This is a genomic window from Emticicia sp. 17c, from assembly GCF_037153985.1.
In the GTDB taxonomy this organism is placed as follows: Bacteria; Bacteroidota; Bacteroidia; order Cytophagales; family Spirosomataceae; genus Emticicia.
Genome location: NZ_JBBAYI010000001.1, coordinates 1,026,240 through 1,048,055, shown reverse-complemented (window position 1 = coordinate 1,048,055; position 21,816 = coordinate 1,026,240). Strand labels below are relative to the sequence as shown.

Below are 21,816 nucleotides of genomic sequence, written 5' to 3'. Positions count from 1 at the left end.
TTAAGTAAAATCTGTTATGAGAAAAGACGAACTAGTAATATTCTATAATGAACCTGACGAAAAGGTGTATGTAAAAGTACCACCCGGAGTAGAAACGCGTTTTCAGTTATCAAATCTGGCCGGAAAAATCTTGCAGGAGGAAATACACACAAAAGCCCTGCATGATTTTGATTTAGCAGGGCTTCCAGAAGGTATTTATTTTGTGATTGTTAATCAGGATGATATTATCAGGTCAAAGAAAATCATCAAAAATACCTGATTATCGGTTCATTGTCATCAGGAACTCCTCATTGTTGCGGGTTCCTTTCATTTTATCGAGCAAGAACTCCATTGTTTCCATTGGGTTCATATCAGCCATATATTTACGAAGTAACCACACTTTCTGAAGCGTTTCTTTATCCATTAATAAATCTTCGCGACGTGTACCTGATGCCAGAATATCAATTGCCGGATACACACGTTTATTTGAAAGTTTGCGGTCGAGCTGTAACTCCATGTTACCTGTTCCTTTAAACTCTTCAAAAATTACCTCATCCATTTTTGAACCAGTGTCAATAAGGGCGGTAGCAATAATTGTAAGCGAACCACCATTTTCTACATTACGGGCAGCTCCGAAAAATCTTTTAGGTTTGTGTAATGCGTTGGCATCAACACCACCCGATAATATTTTTCCTGACGATGGAATAACCGTGTTATAAGCACGTGCCAGACGCGTAATGGAGTCAAGAAGAATAACCACATCGTGGCCACACTCAACAAGGCGTTTGGCTTTTTCCAGTACAAGACCAGAAACTTTCACGTGGCGGTCGGCGGTTTCGTCAAAAGTAGATGAAATTACCTCTGCCCGAACGCTTCGTTGCATATCTGTAACCTCTTCAGGGCGTTCGTCAATTAGCAGAATAATAAGGTAAATCTCTGGGTGATTACGAGTAATTGCATTAGCAATTTCTTTCAGCAATACAGTTTTACCTGTCTTGGGTTGTGCCACAATCATCCCACGTTGTCCTTTTCCGATAGGGGCAAACAAATCAAGTACGCGTGTAGAATAAATATCAGGTTTGCTACTTAATTTAATGTGTTCTTCGGGGAATAGAGGCGTAAGGTATTCGAACGGAATACGGTCACGGATTTCTTCGGTAGTTTTACCATTTACTGATAATACTTTCAGTAATGCAAAATACTTTTCACCTTCTTTGGGTGGGCGAATAGCTCCTTTTACAGTGTCACCTGTTTTTAAACCAAATAATTTTATTTGCGAAGGTGAAACATAAATATCATCAGGGCTAGCAAGATAATTATAGTCGGCCGAACGTAGGAAACCATATCCACCTTCCTGCATAATTTCAAGTACTCCTTCGTTTTCGATGAGGCCGTCAAACTCTTTAATTAAATTATTAAATTGTTTTTTTATGACCTTCGTATAGTCGTCAACAAATCTTTTATCTTCTTTGGGTTCAACAATATCTGGTACAATATCATCGGTTAGGCCCTCATATTCGCTCATTTCTGCGTCGATTTGAGATAAATCAAAATCTTCGGCTTCTTCGAGATTTAATAATGGTTCTAATTCGGGGTCTAAAGCTATATCGGAAGGAGGAAGAGAAGTATTTTCGATAACTGAAGAAGTAGAAGGGGTTTCTTTAAATAAGTCGGCTGCGGCAGGCTTGTCAAAAGTTTTCTTCTCGCCTTGTTTTCTTGGTATTTCTTTGGCAACAGGGGCAAGGTCTGTGGCCTTCGAGTCTCCTGTTTTGGGCAATCGGTTACGGGTTTTGGGTGCCTTATCTTTAAATAGTGGGGTTTCAAAACCTGCGGCCGATTCATCGGCTACTTCTTTTGGCATATTAAAAGTTGATTTGTTGGATTGTTGTTCCAATATTTTTGCAATGAGCTCATTTTTGGCACCATTGCGGACATCCTTGATGCCCAGTTCAATACAAATTTTTCTTAACTCTGATAGAAGTTTCAGATTCAGTTCTTCTGATGTATACATACGTGAGAATTAAACGATACGTTTTTATACGATACTTAGCGGTTAAAATTGATGCTGAAAATTAAGATAAGGACATTAATAAGTCTAGTGAACAGTTGAAAGCAAATTACGAGCAGTATTTGAAAACTATTGATAATCAGTATTTTACTTTAACTGGAGCTTTTAATTATATCTTTTATTGTTCTTTTCGCCTAAAATAAAAAAACTCCCAAACGAGAAATTAGCAAGTTATTGGATTGTAATTTCAGAAACTAATCAGACTGATTCAAAGAAGGTAATTTCTTAAAACAGAAAGCCTATTGAAGTTTTACTCGGATTTGGGTGCAATTATATAACGATTATTTCGATTTGTCAATATATTTTGACAATATTTTTTATAGAAATAGGTATAATTCTATAAGCAATCTTAGTAGAACAAAAGTAATATCTTTAATATCCTGATTTACAGCTGCTAATATAACAGATATTTCTTCAGATATGTTTCAAATAACACATTAAAATTTAATTAATCACTTTTGGGCCAGCTTGGTTTACTCCTGACACATACGCATTGCCGTGGATACTGGCTTTTTCAAAAGTACTTTTCATAGCCATAGCCACTTTTTCGGCTGTTTCGCGGCCTTTGCTAAAAGCAAATATCGAAGGCCCTGCGCCCGATATGCTACAACCTAATGCTCCGGCTTCTAAAGCTGCGTGTTTTACCTCCCAGAATTCAGGAATCAGGATTGCCCTTACTGGTTCAATAATGAAGTCTACCATTGAGCGGGCTATCAGGTCATAGTCTGACTGCATTAAGCCTGCTATCATTCCGGCTACATTGCCCATTTGAGCAATAGTGTTCTTCATTGATACCTCATTACGAAGAATGTGTCGGGCATCTTTAGTGTTTACCTCAATATCAGGATGTACAATCGTAACAAATAATTCGGGCGGTGTAGGAACATTAAAAAAATCAAGCGGATTATAACTTCTGATAACAACAAAACCACCCATTAGTGCCGGAGCAACGTTATCGGCGTGTGCCGAACCACAGGCAACCCGTTCGCCTTCCATCGAAAAAGGTAACAACAGTTTGGTTTCCAGAGGTTTTCCTAAAAGCTCATTAACGGCAAATACACCCGCCACCGAACTAGCCGAACTGCTGCCAAGCCCACTACCCAAAGGCATTTTTTTATGCAACTCAATGTCGAACCCTTGTTCAATGCCATTTTTTTTCAGAAAAGTCAGAATAGGAACCGTAACAGCATTTTTAGTGGCATCAAGCGTAAGTTTACCCTCATCACCGCTGATTTTCGTAATTACTACCTGCTTATCAGAACGTTTACGAACAATAACCTCATCTCCGGGAGCATCAACAGCAAATCCGAAGATATCGAAACCACAGGCAACATTAGCTACGGTAGCAGGGGCAAAAACTTTGATTGATTCCATTAAAAATAAAACTGAATAAATTTGGTGGTGCTCAAAATTAATCTTTTTAGCGCATTTTCAGAAATTAATTTATGAAGACTTCGCATCAGGGTGGTTTCTGACACAAATAAGCTGGCAAAACGCTCCGCTTACGCTAAAAAACAAAAGGTTATATGTTAAAGTTAATAAGAAAATCATAGCCATATACTTGTGGTTACATTACTTTTTACTACATTTCCTGTTTGAATGCTATCGTTATACCATTTTACCTAAACTTATTAATCAAAATGAACAGATTCCTGATTCTTCTTCTGATTCTGTTATGGGCTTTGGCATATAGTTGGTTCTGGAATTGCAACCGCAGACCTTACTGTTATAGTGGGGTTGCTGCCGATGTTGAAGGGCATATACTGGCCGACTCAAGCACAAAGGCTACTATTAATGCTGACACAGCAGTATATACGGAAGAAGAGAAAATTCTTTTTCAGCCAATTGATGTTTACTTTGCGTCTGGCAAGTCGGGCATAGTAAGAACACCAAAGATTGATACATTTTTGCTGACCGCGAAAAAGTATCTGGCCGAGCATCCCGACAAGGTACTGATTCTTACAGGTTATACCGATGGAGATGGCTCAGAAGAAACGAATCAGCAACTTTCTCTTGCAAGAGCTAACGAAGTAAAAAGCCTGCTAGTTAATGATGGAATTAAAGCCGTTCAGATGATAACCGAGGGAAAGGGGAAAAAAGATGCCATTGCCACCAATGATACCGAAGCAGGAAAAGCAAAGAACCGTCGGGTTAGTATTAGGTTAAAAGAAGGTACTTCCCATGTTAAACCACTATAAATGCTATTATAAAAATGGAAAACTTAAAATGTTTATTTACTAACTTCCCTTGGGATATTCTGTTTTTCTGGCTATTGCCTCTTTTATTACTCTGGTGGTTCATGAACCGTGAAGTAAGTAAATGGAAAAATAAAAGTACCGAAATGCATAACAGAATTACTTTTCTGGAAGGCGAGCTGGAGGCCTGTCGGAAATTAAAGGCTCCTGTTGTGCCTGATGCCTCGGCTACCAATGTTACCACAGGTATAGCGGCCGGCATAGCTCCGCCTCTTACTCAGTCGGCCAAAGACGACCTGAAAATTGTTGAAGGAATAGGCCCGAAAATAGAGGGGCTATTTAATAAAGCCGGAATTTATACCTTTGACGAACTGGCTTCAACGCCGGTTTCAAGAATGAAAGAAATTTTGGAGAAAGAAGGCTCAAGGTTTCAGATTCATGACCCTGGCACTTGGGCCGAGCAGGCAGCACTAGCCCGTGATGGAAAATGGGATGAACTAAAAAAATGGCAGGACGAACTCTATAAAGGGCGTCGGTAAAGCTTGCCAGCAAGTGAGTAATCCTTGCTTGTTTGCGTTTAATATTTAATAATACTTCAAGAAGCCCCATCGGCGTTTTTATCTCAACAGCACAGGCGTTAACAGAAGCCCTGTGGCATAGAACTGAGAAAAAAACAAAGAGTGGGGTTTTTTATTGCCAGCTTTTATTTGCCCCTTTTTGTTTGGGCAATACCTGTTTTTTATGGACGAAAATTTAAAATTTTAAAAAAAAATTCCGTGATTCGCATTCTGTAAGGTCATATATGAGGTTCATGAAAATAGACACTTACAGTAAAGTATCCATCTGGATAATACCCCCGAACGAGGTATTATCATTATAAATAAAGAATGAAACGCATTGCCATATTTGCTTCCGGCTCAGGGAGTAATGCCGAAAAAATTGTAAACTATTTTGAATCAAGCCAGCAAATTAGTGTAGACTTCTTTCTTACTAATAATGCTCAGGCTGGTATCATAGAAAGAGGAAAAAAACTAGGCGTACCAACGATTGTTTTTGACAAAAAAACATTCACAAGAACCGATAAGATTGTTAATATCCTGAAAAAACAGGGCATTGATTGGGTAATACTGGCAGGTTTTTTATGGCTAATACCCGATAATCTGATAAAGGCTTATCCGAACCGGATTATTAATATTCATCCGGCATTATTACCTAAATATGGCGGACAAGGTATGTGGGGGCATTTTGTGCATGAAGCCGTGTTGGCAAATAAAGAAACTGAATCTGGCATAACTATTCATTTTGTCAATGAACATTACGACGAAGGAAAAATAATATTTCAGGCTAAATGTGAGATTGCTGCAAATGATTCTGCCGAAGACATCGCCGCGAAAGTACAGGTTCTGGAACATAAGCATTTTCCTGAAGTGATAGAACAACTCGTGTTAGCTCAGTAAAAAAGGTGTATTCAGGGCATCCTATTGCATAGTGGTTGGCATATAAACTCTTTTGACTCATGGTACGTATTTTTTATAAGGAGGGCAAACAGGTCAAGAAAGAAACAGATGTACGTGAATTGGGGCATCTTAAAAACTTAATGTGGGTCGATTTACAATCAGCTTCACAAGAAGAAGAGGAGTGGATAGAAACAAAATGCGATATTAGTTTTCAGACACCGCAGGAAATAGTGGAAATTGAGAGTAGTGCGCGTTATTTTGAACAGAACAATACAATTAATGCTAACTCGAACTTCCTGAAATCAGACCACGACGGTTATCATTTTTATCCGGTTTCATTCCTCATTCGAGATAACGTTCTGTTTACCTATCGCTACGGAGATTCCAGAACTTTTGCCGATACTGTCAAGAAAATTAAGTTGGGTGAAGAGGTTTTTAAAGATGGCGTAGACATCTTGCTTATTTTGCTTGAAACACGTATCGAGTCTGATGCTGACTTGCTCGAAGCTATGACAAAAGAGGTAAAAAATATCAGCAAGGCTTTAAGTCGTGAGAAAAAACCGAAGCAAGATGCCCTACTGAAAATAAATAATCTTCAGGAAAACACCATGATGATTCGGGAAAGCATTATTGATAAACAAAGGGTACTTTCGCAGATTCTGAGAAGTACGTATTTCCCCGAAGACCGCAAGGAACGTTTAAGAATAGTACTGAAAGATATTACTTCTCTGCTCGAATACACAACATTCAACTTTGAGCGTTTAGAGTATTTGCAGGATACATTTATGGGGCTTATTAATCTGGAACAAAACGAAATTATCAAGATTTTTACGGTTGTGACCATCGTTTTTCTTCCGCCGACACTAATCGCGGGTATTTTCGGTATGAACTATCAGATAATCCCCTCGCTCAACCATCCTTACGGATTCTGGATTGCCATTTTAATGATGGTAGGTTCATCAATGGCCTTCCTGATTTTCTTTAAACGCAAAAAATGGATTTGAAAACTGTCAATGATATTGTATCAATCTTGTCTGACAACTTTAATTATCTCATGAATTATGCCAGTTTTACCTGTCAATACTGACTATCGCCCCCCGAAATGGCAATTCAATGCCCATGTTCAAACTATTTATCCAAGTTTATTCAGGAAAATTCCGGTTACTTACCAGCGCGAACGCGTAGAGTTACCCGATAGTGATTTCCTTGATTTAGACTGGTCACTAGTGCATAAGCAAAGAGGGAAAAAACTTGTAATTGTTACACATGGCCTAGAAGGAGACTCAACACGGCACTATGTAACAGGCATGATTAAGAAATTTAACGATAACGGCTATGACGGGCTGGGCTGGAACTGCCGTAGTTGTAGCGGTGAAATGAACAGGCTACCTAAGTTTTATCATCATGGCGATGTAGACGATATCCGTTTTGTAATAAACTATGCCATTGAGCAATATCAGTATGAAGAAGTGGTGCTGGTTGGTTTTAGTATGGGTGGAAGCATGACCCTGCGTATATTGGGCGATAACCCCGAAAGCGTACCTGCTCAGGTAAAATTTGGGGTGGCAGTATCGGTCCCGCTTGATTTATATACCTCCGTTTTTGAATTATATAAACCCGGCAGGCGTTTCTATATGAAACGCTTTATTAATAAGCTCGGAAAGAAAATCAGAGAAAAGGCATTGCAACACCCCAAAAATGACCTCTTGAATCATGATGGGTATGAAAAAATAAAGAACTTCGAGCAGTTTGATAACCGCTATACGGCCAGAATGTATGGCTTTAAAGATGCGCATGATTTTTACCGGAAAGCTGGTGCAAAACCTTTTCTGAAAAATATCAAGGTGCCTACTTTAATAGTTCAGGCACAAAATGACCCTTTTCTTTCGCCTGAATGTCTGGACCTCGGCGATGCTGAACACAACCCATATTTATTTTTACAGATACTTAATTTTGGGGGTCATGTTGGTTTTATGTTGCCAGACTCTGACGAAACATGGGTTGAAAAACACGTGCTGGATTTTGTACAGCAAACGGCAAATCATTAATTATTAACTGGTGTTTTATAATGAATAAATTTCTCAGAACTACTTTCTTGTATAATTCTGTTGAGAACTGGCTTTGGTTTTTAGGAATATTAATAGTTGGTTTCTTGTTTAAAAGGGTGTTGTCGGTATTAGTAAGCCGGATAGTCTACCGCATGATAAAAAAGGAATCAAAAGATGTGCCTGTGGCCGATTTTGTTACCTTACTACGCAACCCAGTCGAATTTCTGATAACCCTGTTCATTATTTATAGTGCAGTTAATGAAATTATATTCCCACGGAAGTGGCGTATTATTCCTTTCGGAAAAATGCGGGTATCTGATTTTATTGACCGTTTGCTCGATACCCTTTTTGTAGTTGGTATTACGTGGCTTATTATTCGACTTATACGGTTTTTTGCCCTTGTGTATCTGAAACACGCTGAGGAAACCGAATCAAAGAAAGATGCGCAGCTAATTCCTTTTTTCAGAGACATACTCATCGTTCTGATAGCTTTTTCGTCGTTTTTTTTGGTTTTAGGCTTTGTTTTTAAACAAGATGTAATCAGTTTAATAACAGGGCTTGGTATTGGTGGGGTGGCTTTAGCTTTGGCCGCACGGGCAACACTCGAAAACCTTTTTGCCTCATTTACGCTTTTTACAGAACAGCCATTTATTGTTGGAGATGACATAGAACTGGGCGATATGATAGGTAAAATTGAAAAAGTAGGGTTTCGGAGTACACGTATCAGGCACGTAGATGGTAGTCTGGTGGTAGTACCCAACCAGATGCTGGTATCGCAGTCGCTCAATAATATATCGCAACGGATGGAGCGCAGGCATAAGTTTTTTGTCCGTTTAAAACTAGATGCCTCAATTCAGCAGGTAAAACAGGTGATAGAAGAAGTACAAACCTTAATTGATAATCACGCAGAAATAAGTACAGGTGGGCATGTTAAATTAGACGCTATCGGCGACTATTCAATTAATATAATGGTGGTGTTTATGGCAGCCACACCCGATTACTGGAAAAGCAAGAGCATAAGAGAAGAAATTAACCTTAGTATCATGCAAGTACTTGAAAAAAATGGTGTAGAACTAGCTTTACCTACTACTACACTCTTAAGCATGACTGACGATAAAAATATTGATAACGATTATTAATTAAAGTTTTAAAAATATGGCTCGTATTGCACTCATCACAGGCGCAACCTCTGGCATCGGAAAAGCCACAGCCACAGCTTTTGCTGATGCAGGCATCAACCTGATATTATGTGGTCGTCGACAAGACCGTCTGGATAGTTTACAGGAATATCTCTCTACAAAAGTGGCAGTTACTACACTAAATTACGATGTAAGAAATAAAGTAGAAGTTTTTCAGGCTATTAATACTTTGCCAGATGAATGGAAAAACATTGACATTCTGGTAAATAATGCGGGAAATGCACATGGATTATCTCCAATTCAGGATGGTGACGTTGACGATTGGGATGCCATGATTGATGGCAACGTGCAAGGCTTACTCTATGTTTCAAAAGCGATAATTCCGGGCATGGTTGAGCGTCAGCAAGGGCATATTGTTAACCTCAGTTCTGTTGCGGGCAAATATACTTATGCCAACGGAGCCGTATACTGTGCTTCAAAAGCGGCTGTTGAAGCCCTAAGTGAAGGTATGCGCATGGATTTAACCCAACATGGTATTAAAATTACCAATATTGCACCGGGTGCTGTTGAAACCGAATTTTCGTTGGTGAGATTCAAAGGTGATGAAGCCAGAGCACAAAAAGTATATGAAGGCTTTGAGCCTATTCAGCCCGAAGATGTTGCCGATGCCATAGTTTATGCCATTAATACCCCTGCCAGAGTAACAGTGGCAGATATTGTCTTGTATGCCAAAGCGCAATCGGCCCCTACGGTAATTCATCGTAAATAACCATGAACGACCTCCTTCAAAGAGTAAAAGAAATTGACATCAGGCAAGTTGCCCGAGACTTGGGGTTTGAATTAGTACAAACCCGCCGGATGGTATGCCCTTTTCATGTCGAAGATACCCCCTCATTGGTGTTTTATCCTCCTCCGCAAAACGAATTTCATTGCTTTGGCTGTGGTAAGCATGGCGATGTAATCAATCTGTATGCCAGTGTATGCCAAATAGATTTTAAAACTGCTCTGGAAGAATTAGGAGCCAGATATATTCCTAACTATGAAGGTTTTGGCTCCAAAAAGAATCGTAAAATTGATGTCAAAAGTATCTATACGCAAAAACCAGTTGAAGAGAAACCATTTGTATTCAAAGAAATATATAGCCAAATATACGAAGATTTCCAACGCTTTTGTCTGAGTCAGCCAGCAACTGATTCGGCACGAAAAGCCGCCGACTATTTAAGAGGAAGAGGAATAGATGACTGGACAATCAAATATTTCAAGCTCTTTGTACTGAAAAATTATGGACAAGCCAATGATTACCTCAAAGAAAAATACGCCATTACTGACCTGAAAGAAAGTGGTATTGTTAATGAGAGAGGAAATCTGGTTTTCTTTATGCATCCTATTATTATTCCTTATTACAAAGACGGCCGTATTGTCTACCTGCAAGGCCGAGGTATTGGCCCCCCTCAGGATGGCTCAAGCAAATACCAGTTTTTAACGGGTATCCCCCGAACAATTTTTAATATTGATTCGCTCAAGAACCTTCGTAGTAATGCCGAGATTTATATTACCGAGGGTGCATTCGACTGCATGACCCTCGTCAGACATGGAATGGTGGCTGTGAGCTTGGGTAGTGCCAAAACATTCAAGAAAGAGTGGATAAAGTATTTCAGACGTTTCAGGGTCTGGATTTGGTTTGATAATGATGCTACCGGGCAGTCAGGCACGCGTGACCTGATGGAGGAACTGCATCTGGCAGGAATATCCGTCGGCAGGAAATACCTACCCGATGGTATCAAAGATATAAACGATTATTTTCTTAAGCGTTAAATAAAAAAGGAAATCAAAGTCTTGTTTTCTTAGAAATCTAGATTGATATTTGCACCGTCAATTCAATTATATACTTCACGTAATTAATGGATTGATTTATACAGACGAGAGGAGAGAATAGGCTCTATGAATCTCGGGCAACCTGTCCCGCTCTTTGCGATAAGGTGCCAAAACCTACCGGAAGGGTCAAAACCATTCGGACTTATAAACCAATCATAGACAAATCGTTTTAAAATTGGTTTTGTTTGCCGTATTACCGGAGGGTATGCGTTGTTGTATGGTTTGTTTTACTGCTTGCCAGTAAATGAACCCTAGATTTTGTTAAGTACTCTTTTAAAATGGAAAACCAAAAAATATTTCGCTACGACGAACCATTTAAGTTAGAATCAGGGCAGTGGCTTCCCGAATTTGAATTGGCGTATACAACCTTTGGCCAGTTAAATCCGGCTATGGATAATGTAATATGGGTTTGCCACGCTTTTACAGGAAATGCAAACCCGACTGACTGGTGGAATGGCCTCATTGGTGAAAAACGTCTTTATAACCCATCCGAACATTTTATTGTTTGTGCTAATATTTTGGGGTCACATTATGGCTCTACTAATGCCTTGAGTAAGAACCCTATTACAGGCGAGCCTTATTATCATGATTTTCCGTTTGTAACCATCCGTGACGTAGTCAGGTCTTTAGATATCCTACGGCAGCATTTGGGTATTTACAAAATAAATACACTCCTGGGGGGGTCGTTAGGCGGGCAACAGGCCCTTGAATGGGCAATTATACAGCCCGATTTAATCGAGAACCTTATTTTGTTTTCTACTAATGCGATTCACTCTCCGTGGGGTATTGCCTTCAACGAGTCACAGAGAATGGCAATTGCTGCTGACCCAAGCTGGACAGAACGCCATGCAAAAGCTGGTATGAACGGAATGAAGGTAGCTCGTTCGATAGCCCTCTTATCATACCGTAATTATGGTACGTATAATCGTACGCAATCAAGAGACGAAGGGCAGGTCGATTTTTTTCGGGCAAATACTTACCAGAACTACCAAGGCGAAAAACTAGGCAAACGTTTTAATGCCTTCTCTTACTGGACACTCTCAAAAATGTTCGACTCTCATGATTTAGGTCGTGGTCGAGGAAAAGTAGAGGACGTACTGGCAGGTATCCGTGCTAAAACGCTCGTTATTGGTATTTCATCAGATGTACTGTTCCCACCCGAAGAGCAAGCCTTTATAGCTAAGCATATCCCTGAAGCACATTACGCATTAATAGAATCATTATACGGGCACGATGGCTTCCTGATAGAGTTTGAAGCCATGACCGAAACCATTACTAACTGGAGTAAAACAAAGGTCTATAAAGAAAACTAAAAACTCTGAAAGACTCTCAACCGATAGTTTTCACGTAATTTTTTACTTCGTAGGGAATTCTGTAAAACAGTAAACAAGGGGCTAGCTGCGGTTAGCCCTGCGGCTAGTATAAGTTTTGAATTTTGCAAAGGATTTACATTCCATGCAGCCCATTCAATGAGCACATACCCAAACGGCGAAAAATTAGCTAGTCCAAAATGAAACTTCTTTTTTGGGTATTTATAAACACGCGTTACATCTTTTATTTTAATCTCGACGTACTCGTATCGGTTCATAACCTCATTCAGCGACGTAATTACAAACGATGAGTCGGTTATTTCATATAAATCATCTTCGTAATAAGTATCATCTTTTGTTTTAAACCTGAACACATCCCCCTTATAAAACCTTGTTCTTTTACCTGTTCTTAAGTTTTCAAGTACCAGAAATCTGTCTTTGGCAAACATACTTTTAGCTCTGGTGGGGTCTTTTTGGTAAAGAAGTTCTTCAACAGGTTTTGCTTCACGTTGATGAAAATCTTGTGTGTAGGCAAGCGTTGTTGCTACAAACAAAAGTGCAGATGATAAAAAAAGTCTTAGTAGCGTCATGAGGGCAAATAGTTTATTATTAATCTTTAATTGACACCCCCCCCGAAACAACCATTTTCATGATTTCGGCACTAGGTATGTCGAGCATCTGAATATTTTCTTTCGGTACAAGCACAAGCTCACCCGAAAACGCATAACTATGCGGAAAATACACAGCCACTAAATTATTAACGCCTAAATTACTCAAATCATTTTGAGTAATAAAGCCAATTTTATAAACCTGCGCTTCTTTGTTTATCAGTACAATTGCCCCTTGTGTAAACTTTCGTTTATCACCCACAAATGCCGATATCAGGTCTTTAAAGGCGAAGTAAAAAATTCTTACCAAAGGCAAATGCCTGATGGCGTTTTCTATGATATTCTGGATGGTTTGCGGTAAAATAACCGAAAAAATAAAGCCGATAAAAATAGTACCTGTAACAATAATGAGCGAACCTAAGCCCGGAATAATCAGGTCTCTGGAAGGGTCAGAAGTAGGAATCCTGATTCGAATAATGTTATCAATAAAATCGAACGCCCCCAGCAGAATAAAATAAGTAAAGCCGATAGGTGCTACAAACAGTAAGCCTCGAACAAAATAAGAAAATAAACGACGAATAATAGGCTTCAAATACATACAAAAGAAAAATAGAAGTGGTATAAGTAAGACGTAGCTTATTAAGGAAACGTTAATGGCCGCTTAAAAGTTTTCTGCTTTTATAAATATGCACACAACTCCAAGTTATTGGCTAAGGTGCGCCCGTTAATAAATAAACAAACCCATGTAATATTTTTATAAAGTTTGCAGTTTATGCTACATAATGACTAGCTTTTGTTTGATTTAGCCAAGAAATATTTTGAGACTCAACTGAAAATCTTTACTCTTGTAGAAAATAAGGCGCATATTGCTTAGCCAATAAACTTATTTGCTGCCATTAATGATAGTTATCACTAAACACAATACATTTTAATTTTCAAGAATTACTTATGAAAAAGATTCCCAGTATACTTCTGCTCTTACTTGTTGGTATACAAACTTTTGCGCAGAACCTGAACATCCCGATTCCGAATAACCCTGCTGTAAAAACGGGTACACTTAAAAATGGAATAAAATATTATATACTGCCCAATACTGAACCCAAAAATAGAATGGAACTCAGATTGGTAGTAAATGCGGGGTCAATTCTGGAAACCGACGAGCAACAAGGGCTGGCTCATTTCATGGAACACATGAACTTTAATGGCACCAAATCATTTCCAAAGAATGAATTAGTCGATTTTCTGCAAAAATCAGGGATGAAGTTTGGCGCAGACCTGAACGCTTCTACCAGTTTTGATGAGACCGTTTACCAATTGCAGGTGCCTACCGATTCGGCCAGATTATTTGAGCGTGCGTTCCAGATATTGGCAGACTGGGCGCATAATGCTACTTTAGACCCTACCGAAATTGATAAAGAACGTGGAATTGTACTAGAAGAAGAGCGCGCCAGATTCAAAAATGCACAAGGGCGTGTTCAGCAAAAACTATTGCCTTTGTTATTGAACAACTCGCGTTATGCCCAAAGAATACCTATTGGCAAAGTTGATATTCTGAATTCGTTTAAACCAGAGCAGATTATCAAGTTTTATAAGGATTGGTACCGCCCTGACCTGATGGCAGTAGTAGCCGTAGGTGATTTTGACGAAGCAAAGGTCGAAAACCTGATTAAGGAGAAGTTTTCGGATATTCCGGCAGCAAAAAATGCACCTAAACGCGTAAAATATGAAATTCCGTCAGAGAAAGGAACAAAAGTAGCCTTGCTCGTAGACAAAGAAATTCCGCAGAGTAGTTTTCAGTTATTAACAAAACTACCGCGCGAAAAAACAAAAACTCAGGCCGATTACCGTACAGATATTGCTGAAAATCTGTTTAATCAGATGATAAGTACCCGCTTGCAGGAAGCCTCTAAAAAGCCTAATGCTCCTTTTGTTTTTGCTATTATGGGGTATAGCCCATTTCTGGCAGGGCTTGATGCCTTTCAGGCTGTTGTTGTGCCTAAAAACGCAGAAGGGCTAGAGAACGCCATCAAGGCTATTATTGACGAACAGGAGCGTGTGAAGCGTTTTGGTTTTACCAAAGGCGAGTTGGAGCGCGCCAAAAAAGAATACTTTATAAGTGTTGAAAAATCGTTTAAAGAAAAAGATAAAACCAAGTCTACGGCTTTTGTAAACGGGCTTATCCAGAATTATCTGCAAGGGTCTGCATACACAAATGCCGATTTCAGATATGATTTTGCAAAAAAATACCTCGACGGCATCACGTTGCAGGATGTAAACGCCATAGCTGCCAAAGTAATAAAAGAAGATAACCGACTTGGCCTTGTAATTGGGTCTGAAAAGGATAAAGATAAACTTCCTACCGAAGATAAAATTCTGGCTCTGATTAATACCAAAAATCCTGACCTGAAACCTTATGAAGACGAAACCGTGGCGAATGCTATCTTAGAGCAGATTCCGGCAGGTACTAAAGTTGTATCAGAAAAGAAAATCGATGAGTTAGGTATTACCGAACTTACCTTTGGTAACGGCGTAAAGGTTGCCTTAAAGCCAACCAATTTCAAAAACGACCAGATTCTGTTTTCGGGCGTAAGTAAAGGAGGAACGTCTTTGTATAATGACACCGATTATTACTCGGCTGAGCTGGCTTCAACAGCCGTGTCTCAAGGGGGAATTGGCAAAATGTCGGATACTCAGCTAGATAAATTTCTGGCTGGAAAAATAGTGAATGTCTATACCTATATTGATGAATTAAACGAAGGTATTTCGGGAAGTACAAGCCCTAATGACCTCGAAACGGCTTTGCAACTGATGTATGGCTATGTAACACAGCCACGTAGAGACGATGAAGTAGTAAAAAGTTTCCTGAAAAACCAGAAAGAACTCATTGCCAATTCATTGAAAACCCTCACACCGGAAAAAGTTTTTAGCGATACGATTACTACAACCTTGTATCAGAAGAATTTCCGACGGTCACCAATAAAGCCAGAAGATATTGACAAAGTAAGCCTTGACCGTGCATTGGAAATATATAAAGACCGGTTCAGCGATTTCAGCGACTTTACATTTGTTTTTGTAGGTAACTTTGAGGTAGATAAAATCAAGCCTTTGCTAGAAAAATACATCGGGGGCTTACCTTCAAGTAAGCGTGTTGAGAGCTTTAAAGATTTGCATATTGATAAAGTAAAAGGCAAGGTTGAAAAAACAGTATATAAAGGGTTGGAAGATAAAGCCTCGGTTAACCTACAATTTAATGGTAATTTTAGTTTTTCAGAGGAAGACAGAACTAATCTGGATGCGTTGGCAGAAGTATTGGATATTAAACTGACTGAAAAACTCAGAGAAGAAGCCGCAGGTGTGTACTCGCCTAGTATTGAGGCATCTTACAGCAAACTTCCAACGCCTACCTATAACCTTACTATTTCGTTTGGTTGTTCGCCGGCAAATGTAGAAAAACTGATAAAAATATCGTTGGATGAAATTCAGAAAATAAAAACTAGTGGCCCCGAACTAATAGATATTGAAAAAGTAAAAGCCGAAGAAAAACGTTCGGTAGAATTGCAACTGAAAGAAAACGGTTTCTGGAATTCGTATTTGTCTGACCAGTATTTTTATGGTGAAGACCTGAATTATATTAATCGTTTCAATAAAGAATTGATTGATAAAGTAAGTGTTGAAAGCGTGAAAAAGGCGGCAAACCAGTTTTGTGGTGATAATTTTGCAAGATTCGTTCTGTTACCAGAAAAAAAATAAATGACTACTAACAACAATCGGCCAAATCTGTAAGAGATTTGGCCGATTGTTGTTTAGAATGACCTAAGTTTATTCCTTAACCGCCACCATACAAAAAAAGACCTTATGGCTAAAATGAGAACTACCGGAATAAGCGAATAGTTGATTTCCTGAGGTAGAAATTTCCAGCTCAATAATAAAAGAAGCTGAATAATACCGTATGCCAGAAAATGTTTAGATAACCATTGGCGCGAAGTGTCTTTTTTGAGGTACAAAGCAATAGGGAAAAGCAAAGGGTAAGCCCATATAATATTGAGGTTATATTCTGTTACGCCATGATTAGTGAAAAACCATAGAAAAACAATAACCCATCCGGCAATACCAGTTACACTGAAAAATATTTTATCAAATATAAAATTGGCACTATTACGTTTTAGCTGAGCGAAAGTCAGCAAGCTAACCGCAACGAACAAACTCCAGAATAACATATTGGGGCTAACAGGTTCATCTTCTTTTACTACTCCTTGCAATACATGGGGGTTTAGGTCCATTTTACGATACACCAGAGGCTGCCAGCTTCCATTACGTTTAATTTGTGCTTTATCGAAAGCATCTTTCAGGTTATCAGGTAAAAACATCGCTCCATTTGCGCCGGTAAGAGCATCAGACGGTGTGCCTATGGCTAAGTCCATACCAAAGTCGGCCCATAGTTTATGATTCAGGCGTGCATATTTATCAATCCACTGCCTGTAACTACTATCAGCATGCACATTGGTTTGTAAACGTAAGCTATCGCTACAAACTTTGGTCAGCACATCGCGCAAGCGGCTTGAACAATTGTCATAAAAAAACTTATAGGCATATTGGCGATTCTCGGGCAGGTAATTATTTAATAAAAAATTATAGACTCCCTGCTTTTGCTCGCGTGAAAGGTTTAGTACTTGTTCGGTTACGAGGCGTTTTTGATAGCTCCAAACATAAATTTCATCATCGAAATAGTTCATGCTTATCTGGTAAGGCAAAGTACCCCTCAGGAATTTCAGGTAAAAACCTTTGGTTCTGAAATCAAAAGCTCCATAGTTGTAAACAATATCAAGGGCCTGCATAGGGTCTTTTATTCTTATACCACTATGCCCGAATGTCGAATAAAGCTCGTCGCCCGGTGCAATAGTTAGCAGGCTTACCGTAGCATAAGGAGAAAGTGTCTGAGCAGTAGAAAGGTAAGAAGCAAAAATGAAAAACAGAACAGAAAGGTATTTTTTCATGCAGGATAATGTTTTCCTGCAAATTTAAAGTAAAACCTCACAGGTTTCAACAGCCTGTGAGGTTTATTTGAATTAGTATCTGATAATTTTTATAGAAGAAAGACCCGTATCGGCATCAATCTTGATTTTCTTGCTGGCTTTTTCATAGCCAGGGGTTTGCCATACGCCACTTTTTACTTTTTCAAAGCCATCAAGGTCTTTGGCATTAAAGGCGCCATCCATCCGAAACTCACAACCCACGCTTTCAGGTACACTTATTTTTACACTCGTAACACCCGAGTTAATATCTACCTGTACGTCGTCAAGTTTATCACCCAGTTTTACATCAATAGCGGTAGCACCAGTATTCATGTTAAGTTTTTTGACTTTGTAATCGCTAAAATCGAAGTCAACCTCGCCTGCACCTATACCCATGTCAATATTCCAGATAGGGGTTTTATTAAGTTTAATTAACACATCGTTATCGAAGTTGTCTCCGTCGTCGAAATGAATATCAAAGCCTTTTCCTTTTTTATTTTTGCTTTCAAACTCAATGGTTTTTACACCGTTTTCAAGTTTTTCATTTAGCTCATAGTCGCCTTTATATTGTAGCAGAGTAGTTGCTTCAAAAAGTCGTGTTGGAGCTTCTTCCAAGTCAAATTCTGCTGCCCCTCCACCTATTTTCAGGTTAGCTTCTTTTATTTCAGGATTCATTTCTACGGCAAAGTAGTTTTTGTGGCGGTCTCCTTTGGTGGTGTCCGATGCTGACCTATTGTTGTCGTCACTATCATCATTGTCATTATCATTGTCGTAATGAATGTTTACATCATCAAATTCATCTCGCCAGTTTTCAACTCCATCATGCACACAGGTAAAGATACCAAGCGGAATAGCAAAGGCAATAAGCAGGGCAGAAGTAGCATTGTAAATACTACGTCTTTGGTTGAAGAATACAGCAACACCCGCCAGAATAAGAAGCAGTGGCCAGAAACGTGCGATGCCTTCGAATGACCAGTTTAGACTAAACCAATTTAGATTAGTTCCGAGAAAGAGGATACCCACTACAACGAGTACCGCACCCCAGAAAATATTACTTTTTCTGTCCATTGTTTTAAAGATTTAATATCCCCATACTGTCAGTTAGTTTATTGAAGTATATGCCCTTTCCCATGTTGGGCGTTGCCTTTCATGAAAAAGGGTAGGGAAGTGGGGTTATTAAAGATTTGTGTCAAAATCGTTTTTAGGTGTAGGAGGGAAGGTATCATCTTTGCGGTCTCTAACAATTAACCATACACCCAAGCCTACCAGAATCAAAGGCCACATCTGACCTATGTATCTCCACAGGTTAATATGAAAGAAAGTTTTGAAAGAAAAAATAACACCTAGAATAATGAGGACGGCTCCTCCAACCAAATTGTTGTTTTGATTGCGACTGCTCATGGTAGTAAAATTTGAGGTTTCAGAATTAATAGTTTCGTTAAAATTAGCTGTACTAACATACCCGTATGCATCTTTTACTGGTAAAACTATCCACAAAAGCACGTAGGTAAATATCGACGGAAACGGAGTAAAAAACAATAGTACAAAAACTACCCGAATTAATGTTACATCCAGATTAAAATATTCGGCTAAACCTTGTGCTACTCCTCCGAGCGTCTGGTTTTGTCTGATTCTATAAAGTCTCTTTTCCATTTTTTTGTCTTTTGTGGGGTAAGCTACTCGCTTACCCCGTTTATATGTGTTAAATTAGGTTCTGGTGTTGCGCACTCAATTACTAATTTACGATGATGTTATTATTCGACGTTAATGATTCTTTTGTTGGCATTATTGCCCAAAGAACAATATAAGGAATAACCGCAGGGATAGGAGCAAAAAAAGCTACTACAAATAATACCCTTACAAGAGTTACATCAATATTGAAATATTCAGCAAGGCCGGCAGCTACACCACCTAACATTTTGCTACTTTTAATTCTATACAATCGCTTTTCCATTTTCTTAAATATTTATTGTTGTTTAGTTTTTTTTCTGTTTTCAACCACTTCTGTGTGATTGATGAAACAAAGATATAGGCAAAAGACGGTACTATGTATAGCAAACTACACGAATGGAAAAATTTGATGTCAAAGGGAAAAATTATAGGACGGCTCCTGTCAGCAGGAGGCTATATTTTTCTATTTAACTACTTTGGAGTTACCTTTTGTATAACAAAGATACTATAAAATTTGGGGTTTAAAATATTAAAAACCTGACTATCAGTAGGTTAATAATGCTGTATTTGTGTTGCCAGCTATTCTGTTTCAATGGCTTCGAGTATTTCGCTCAGTTCATCGTAATCTTTATAACCCGGGCGTAATTCCTGCGAGCCTTTTAAAGCTATACCCTGAATAGGAGTTTCGCCAAGAAGCTGATGAATATTATGGGCGTTAATGCCAAAACCTAAAATAACAGGATAATCGGCAGCGTATTCTTTTAGATGATATAAAAAGAAGTCGGTTAATTCCTGACCTTCAATTAAAAAATAGCTTACAAACTGGCTATATAATTTAAGGCTTTCTTCCAGATAGGCACTATCGGCATCGAGTTTCAAAATAATAGGTTTACCTAAATGGCTGATTGCTGGTAAAAGTGATGCCTCTGAAATTTGAAGTATATCAATTTCGTAAGATTGCAAGAGGGTTGCTATTTCGTCATAATCTGCCGACTGGGTTTCGCCAACTATCTGAACTCCGGCAAGCCATGATTGAATTTCCTTGAGTTTTTCCGAGGGTATATAGTCATCAGAAAACTTATCTATCACAAAACCCACTAAATCAACGCCCATGCCAGCACAATATCTGGCATCCGATAAATTCGTAATATTTCCTACCTTAACAAGTGTTTGTAGCGCCATGCTATAAAATTATATTCAGTTTTGGCTTCAAAATTAGTTCAGAACTATTCAGAATCAAATTCTGTTCACTAATTTTGTATTTTAATTCACTAAAACGGTAGACTTTGAATCTACGGCGGTTACAAAAATGAGCAAACACGGACGTATTTTAGTCGCCATGAGTGGCGGCATCGACAGCTCTCTTGCGGCTGTTCTTCTTCACGAGCAAGGATATGAAGTAATTGGCATGACCATGAAAACATGGGATTATGCTTCATCAGGCGGAAATAAAAAAGAAACAGGCTGTTGTAGTCTTGACTCTATCAACGACGCCCGAAACATTGCAGTTAGTTTGGGTTTCCCTCATTACATTCTGGATATAAGGGCTGAATTTGGAGATTATGTGATTGACCACTTTACTGGCGAGTATCTGGCAGGGCGTACCCCAAACCCTTGTGTATTGTGTAATACACATATCAAGTGGGACGCGCTGCTACGTAGGGCCGATAAACTGGACTGTGAGTACATAGCTACTGGGCATTATGCCAATATCAGGCAAGAAAATAACCGCCACATTATTTCTAAAGGAGTAGATACTTGGAAAGACCAGAGTTATGTGCTGTGGGGTGTATCACAAGAAAGTTTATCACGCACTAAATTACCATTGGGGCATCTGAAAAAAACAGAAATACGTGAAATGGCTACCAAAAAAGGCTTTTTCGATTTAGTAAATAAATCAGAGTCGTATGAAATTTGTTTTGTGCCTGATAACGATTATCGCGGATTCCTGAAACGTAGAGTAGAAGGGCTGGAAGAAAGTGTGAAGGGTGGAAATTTTGTAATGCAGGATGGCAAAGTAGTTGGTACACATGAAGGATACCCTTTCTATACAATAGGTCAGAGAAAAGGCTTGGGCATTGCTTTGGGCAAACCTGTATTTGTTACTGAAATCAGGAAAGAGACAAACGAGGTTGTATTAGGGGAAGAAAAAGATTTGGAAAGAGACGGAATGATGGTAGGCAAACTGGTAATGCAGAAATATGAAAACCTGATTGACCGCCCCCTTGAAACTGTTACTAAAGTTCGTTACAAACATGAAGGTACACCCGCAGAAATTGTGCAAGAAGGCGATAAAATGAAAGTAATCTTTCATGAGCCAGTAAGCGGTATTGCACCCGGACAGGCTGCTGTATTTTATGAAGGTGACGATGTAGTAGGAGGTGGCTGGATTCTGAAAAGTTTCAAACAAAATTAAGCCAATACAAAATGTCAGATATTCAAAGGTGTGCTGGT

21 protein-coding genes and 1 riboswitch are annotated in these 21,816 nt (G+C 39.0%); of the genes, 12 read left to right on the top strand and 9 right to left on the bottom strand.

The features are described from left to right. Window positions 1–16 precede the first annotated feature (16 nt). Entirely contained in the window at window positions 17–259 is a 243-nt protein-coding gene (locus WAA15_RS04415) for a T9SS type A sorting domain-containing protein (protein ID WP_337041270.1), read from the top strand. Here WAA15_RS04415 and rho read toward each other — a convergent pair whose 3' ends face one another. Beyond that, on the bottom strand, window positions 260–1,990 hold the full coding sequence (gene rho / locus WAA15_RS04410) for a transcription termination factor Rho (protein WP_337041268.1): 1,731 nt from the start codon (window positions 1,988–1,990) through the stop codon (window positions 260–262). It abuts the gene before it with no gap. 501 nt (window positions 1,991–2,491) lie between these two features. Further along, window positions 2,492–3,421, bottom strand: a complete 930-nt coding sequence (locus tag WAA15_RS04405) for a homoserine kinase (protein WP_337041267.1) — start codon at window positions 3,419–3,421, stop codon at window positions 2,492–2,494. Between the two features lie 266 nt (window positions 3,422–3,687). On the opposite strand from WAA15_RS04405, the gene WAA15_RS04400 reads away from it, so the two are divergent. From WAA15_RS04400 to WAA15_RS04360, 9 genes are all read left to right on the top strand, one after another. Further along, on the top strand, window positions 3,688–4,245 hold the full coding sequence (locus tag WAA15_RS04400) for an OmpA family protein (RefSeq protein ID WP_337041266.1): 558 nt from the start codon (window positions 3,688–3,690) through the stop codon (window positions 4,243–4,245). Window positions 4,246–4,259: 14 nt separating this feature from the next. Beyond that, window positions 4,260–4,781, top strand: coding sequence for a hypothetical protein (locus tag WAA15_RS04395; protein WP_337041265.1), 522 nt, complete (start codon window positions 4,260–4,262; stop codon window positions 4,779–4,781). A gap of 348 nt (window positions 4,782–5,129) precedes the next feature. Beyond that, window positions 5,130–5,699, top strand: a complete 570-nt coding sequence (gene purN / locus WAA15_RS04390) for a phosphoribosylglycinamide formyltransferase (RefSeq protein WP_337041263.1) — start codon at window positions 5,130–5,132, stop codon at window positions 5,697–5,699. A gap of 59 nt (window positions 5,700–5,758) precedes the next feature. Further along, window positions 5,759–6,703, top strand: coding sequence for a magnesium/cobalt transporter CorA (corA, locus tag WAA15_RS04385; RefSeq protein ID WP_337041262.1), 945 nt, complete (start codon window positions 5,759–5,761; stop codon window positions 6,701–6,703). A gap of 57 nt (window positions 6,704–6,760) precedes the next feature. Continuing rightward, window positions 6,761–7,747, top strand: coding sequence for a YheT family hydrolase (locus WAA15_RS04380; protein WP_337041261.1), 987 nt, complete (start codon window positions 6,761–6,763; stop codon window positions 7,745–7,747). A gap of 20 nt (window positions 7,748–7,767) precedes the next feature. Continuing rightward, a complete protein-coding gene (locus tag WAA15_RS04375) occupies window positions 7,768–8,886 on the top strand; it encodes a mechanosensitive ion channel family protein (RefSeq protein ID WP_337041260.1) in 1,119 nt (372 codons plus the stop codon). Window positions 8,887–8,902: 16 nt separating this feature from the next. Next, on the top strand, window positions 8,903–9,655 hold the full coding sequence (locus WAA15_RS04370) for an SDR family NAD(P)-dependent oxidoreductase (protein ID WP_337041259.1): 753 nt from the start codon (window positions 8,903–8,905) through the stop codon (window positions 9,653–9,655). Between the two features lie 2 nt (window positions 9,656–9,657). Then, a complete protein-coding gene (locus tag WAA15_RS04365; protein WP_337041258.1) occupies window positions 9,658–10,701 on the top strand; it encodes a CHC2 zinc finger domain-containing protein in 1,044 nt (347 codons plus the stop codon). Between the two features lie 93 nt (window positions 10,702–10,794). Then, window positions 10,795–10,912, top strand: a riboswitch (SAM riboswitch). A gap of 127 nt (window positions 10,913–11,039) precedes the next feature. Next, the gene (locus tag WAA15_RS04360) at window positions 11,040–12,074 is read left to right on the top strand and encodes a homoserine O-acetyltransferase family protein (protein ID WP_337041257.1); all 1,035 of its coding nucleotides are present in this window, start codon (window positions 11,040–11,042) and stop codon (window positions 12,072–12,074) included. Here WAA15_RS04360 and WAA15_RS04355 read toward each other — a convergent pair. Continuing rightward, on the bottom strand, window positions 12,071–12,661 hold the full coding sequence (locus tag WAA15_RS04355; protein WP_337041256.1) for a hypothetical protein: 591 nt from the start codon (window positions 12,659–12,661) through the stop codon (window positions 12,071–12,073). The two genes, WAA15_RS04360 and WAA15_RS04355, sit on opposite strands and share 4 nt — an antisense overlap. 19 nt (window positions 12,662–12,680) lie before the next feature. Beyond that, the gene (locus WAA15_RS04350; RefSeq protein WP_337041254.1) at window positions 12,681–13,277 is read right to left on the bottom strand and encodes a DUF502 domain-containing protein; all 597 of its coding nucleotides are present in this window, start codon (window positions 13,275–13,277) and stop codon (window positions 12,681–12,683) included. A 350-nt stretch (window positions 13,278–13,627) separates the two neighbouring features. Between WAA15_RS04350 and WAA15_RS04345 the strand changes: the two genes are divergently transcribed. Continuing rightward, window positions 13,628–16,429 carry a M16 family metallopeptidase gene (locus tag WAA15_RS04345; protein ID WP_337041253.1) on the top strand — a complete coding sequence of 934 codons (2,802 nt, stop codon included), beginning with the start codon at window positions 13,628–13,630 and terminating at the stop codon, window positions 16,427–16,429. A 53-nt stretch (window positions 16,430–16,482) separates the two neighbouring features. Here WAA15_RS04345 and WAA15_RS04340 read toward each other — a convergent pair whose 3' ends face one another. The 5 genes from WAA15_RS04340 to WAA15_RS04320 all read right to left on the bottom strand — a co-directional run bounded on the left by WAA15_RS04340 (window position 16,483) and on the right by WAA15_RS04320 (window position 20,544). Further along, a complete protein-coding gene (locus tag WAA15_RS04340; RefSeq protein ID WP_337041252.1) occupies window positions 16,483–17,673 on the bottom strand; it encodes a lipoprotein N-acyltransferase Lnb domain-containing protein in 1,191 nt (396 codons plus the stop codon). 72 nt (window positions 17,674–17,745) lie between these two features. Next, entirely contained in the window at window positions 17,746–18,759 is a 1,014-nt protein-coding gene (locus WAA15_RS04335; RefSeq protein WP_337041251.1) for a LiaI-LiaF-like domain-containing protein, read from the bottom strand. Between the two features lie 108 nt (window positions 18,760–18,867). Further along, window positions 18,868–19,344, bottom strand: a complete 477-nt coding sequence (locus WAA15_RS04330; protein WP_337041250.1) for a PspC domain-containing protein — start codon at window positions 19,342–19,344, stop codon at window positions 18,868–18,870. Window positions 19,345–19,426: 82 nt separating this feature from the next. After that, complete coding sequence (locus WAA15_RS04325; protein ID WP_337041249.1) at window positions 19,427–19,645, bottom strand: PspC domain-containing protein; 219 nt, start codon at window positions 19,643–19,645, stop codon at window positions 19,427–19,429. Between the two features lie 296 nt (window positions 19,646–19,941). Beyond that, entirely contained in the window at window positions 19,942–20,544 is a 603-nt protein-coding gene (locus tag WAA15_RS04320; RefSeq protein ID WP_337041248.1) for an N-(5'-phosphoribosyl)anthranilate isomerase, read from the bottom strand. Between the two features lie 127 nt (window positions 20,545–20,671). Here WAA15_RS04320 and mnmA point away from each other — a divergent pair, with 127 nt between their 5' ends. Continuing rightward, window positions 20,672–21,778, top strand: a complete 1,107-nt coding sequence (mnmA, locus tag WAA15_RS04315; RefSeq protein WP_337041246.1) for a tRNA 2-thiouridine(34) synthase MnmA — start codon at window positions 20,672–20,674, stop codon at window positions 21,776–21,778. Window positions 21,779–21,816 lie beyond the last annotated feature (38 nt).

Excerpts from the sequence above, each read along its gene's own strand:
- WAA15_RS04415 (WP_337041270.1), top strand. The coding sequence starts at position 17 with ATGAGAAAAGACGAACTAGTAATATTCTATAATGAACCTGACGAAAAG.
- rho (WP_337041268.1), bottom strand. The coding sequence starts at position 1,990 with ATGTATACATCAGAAGAACTGAATCTGAAACTTCTATCAGAGTTAAGA.
- WAA15_RS04405 (WP_337041267.1), bottom strand. The coding sequence starts at position 3,421 with ATGGAATCAATCAAAGTTTTTGCCCCTGCTACCGTAGCTAATGTTGCC.
- WAA15_RS04400 (WP_337041266.1), top strand. The coding sequence starts at position 3,688 with ATGAACAGATTCCTGATTCTTCTTCTGATTCTGTTATGGGCTTTGGCA.
- WAA15_RS04395 (WP_337041265.1), top strand. The coding sequence starts at position 4,260 with ATGGAAAACTTAAAATGTTTATTTACTAACTTCCCTTGGGATATTCTG.
- purN (WP_337041263.1), top strand. The coding sequence starts at position 5,130 with ATGAAACGCATTGCCATATTTGCTTCCGGCTCAGGGAGTAATGCCGAA.
- corA (WP_337041262.1), top strand. The coding sequence starts at position 5,759 with ATGGTACGTATTTTTTATAAGGAGGGCAAACAGGTCAAGAAAGAAACA.
- WAA15_RS04380 (WP_337041261.1), top strand. The coding sequence starts at position 6,761 with ATGCCAGTTTTACCTGTCAATACTGACTATCGCCCCCCGAAATGGCAA.
- WAA15_RS04375 (WP_337041260.1), top strand. The coding sequence starts at position 7,768 with ATGAATAAATTTCTCAGAACTACTTTCTTGTATAATTCTGTTGAGAAC.
- WAA15_RS04370 (WP_337041259.1), top strand. The coding sequence starts at position 8,903 with ATGGCTCGTATTGCACTCATCACAGGCGCAACCTCTGGCATCGGAAAA.
- WAA15_RS04365 (WP_337041258.1), top strand. The coding sequence starts at position 9,658 with ATGAACGACCTCCTTCAAAGAGTAAAAGAAATTGACATCAGGCAAGTT.
- WAA15_RS04360 (WP_337041257.1), top strand. The coding sequence starts at position 11,040 with ATGGAAAACCAAAAAATATTTCGCTACGACGAACCATTTAAGTTAGAA.
- WAA15_RS04355 (WP_337041256.1), bottom strand. The coding sequence starts at position 12,661 with ATGACGCTACTAAGACTTTTTTTATCATCTGCACTTTTGTTTGTAGCA.
- WAA15_RS04350 (WP_337041254.1), bottom strand. The coding sequence starts at position 13,277 with ATGTATTTGAAGCCTATTATTCGTCGTTTATTTTCTTATTTTGTTCGA.
- WAA15_RS04345 (WP_337041253.1), top strand. The coding sequence starts at position 13,628 with ATGAAAAAGATTCCCAGTATACTTCTGCTCTTACTTGTTGGTATACAA.
- WAA15_RS04340 (WP_337041252.1), bottom strand. The coding sequence starts at position 17,673 with ATGAAAAAATACCTTTCTGTTCTGTTTTTCATTTTTGCTTCTTACCTT.
- WAA15_RS04335 (WP_337041251.1), bottom strand. The coding sequence starts at position 18,759 with ATGGACAGAAAAAGTAATATTTTCTGGGGTGCGGTACTCGTTGTAGTG.
- WAA15_RS04330 (WP_337041250.1), bottom strand. The coding sequence starts at position 19,344 with ATGGAAAAGAGACTTTATAGAATCAGACAAAACCAGACGCTCGGAGGA.
- WAA15_RS04325 (WP_337041249.1), bottom strand. The coding sequence starts at position 19,645 with ATGGAAAAGCGATTGTATAGAATTAAAAGTAGCAAAATGTTAGGTGGT.
- WAA15_RS04320 (WP_337041248.1), bottom strand. The coding sequence starts at position 20,544 with ATGGCGCTACAAACACTTGTTAAGGTAGGAAATATTACGAATTTATCG.
- mnmA (WP_337041246.1), top strand. The coding sequence starts at position 20,672 with ATGAGCAAACACGGACGTATTTTAGTCGCCATGAGTGGCGGCATCGAC.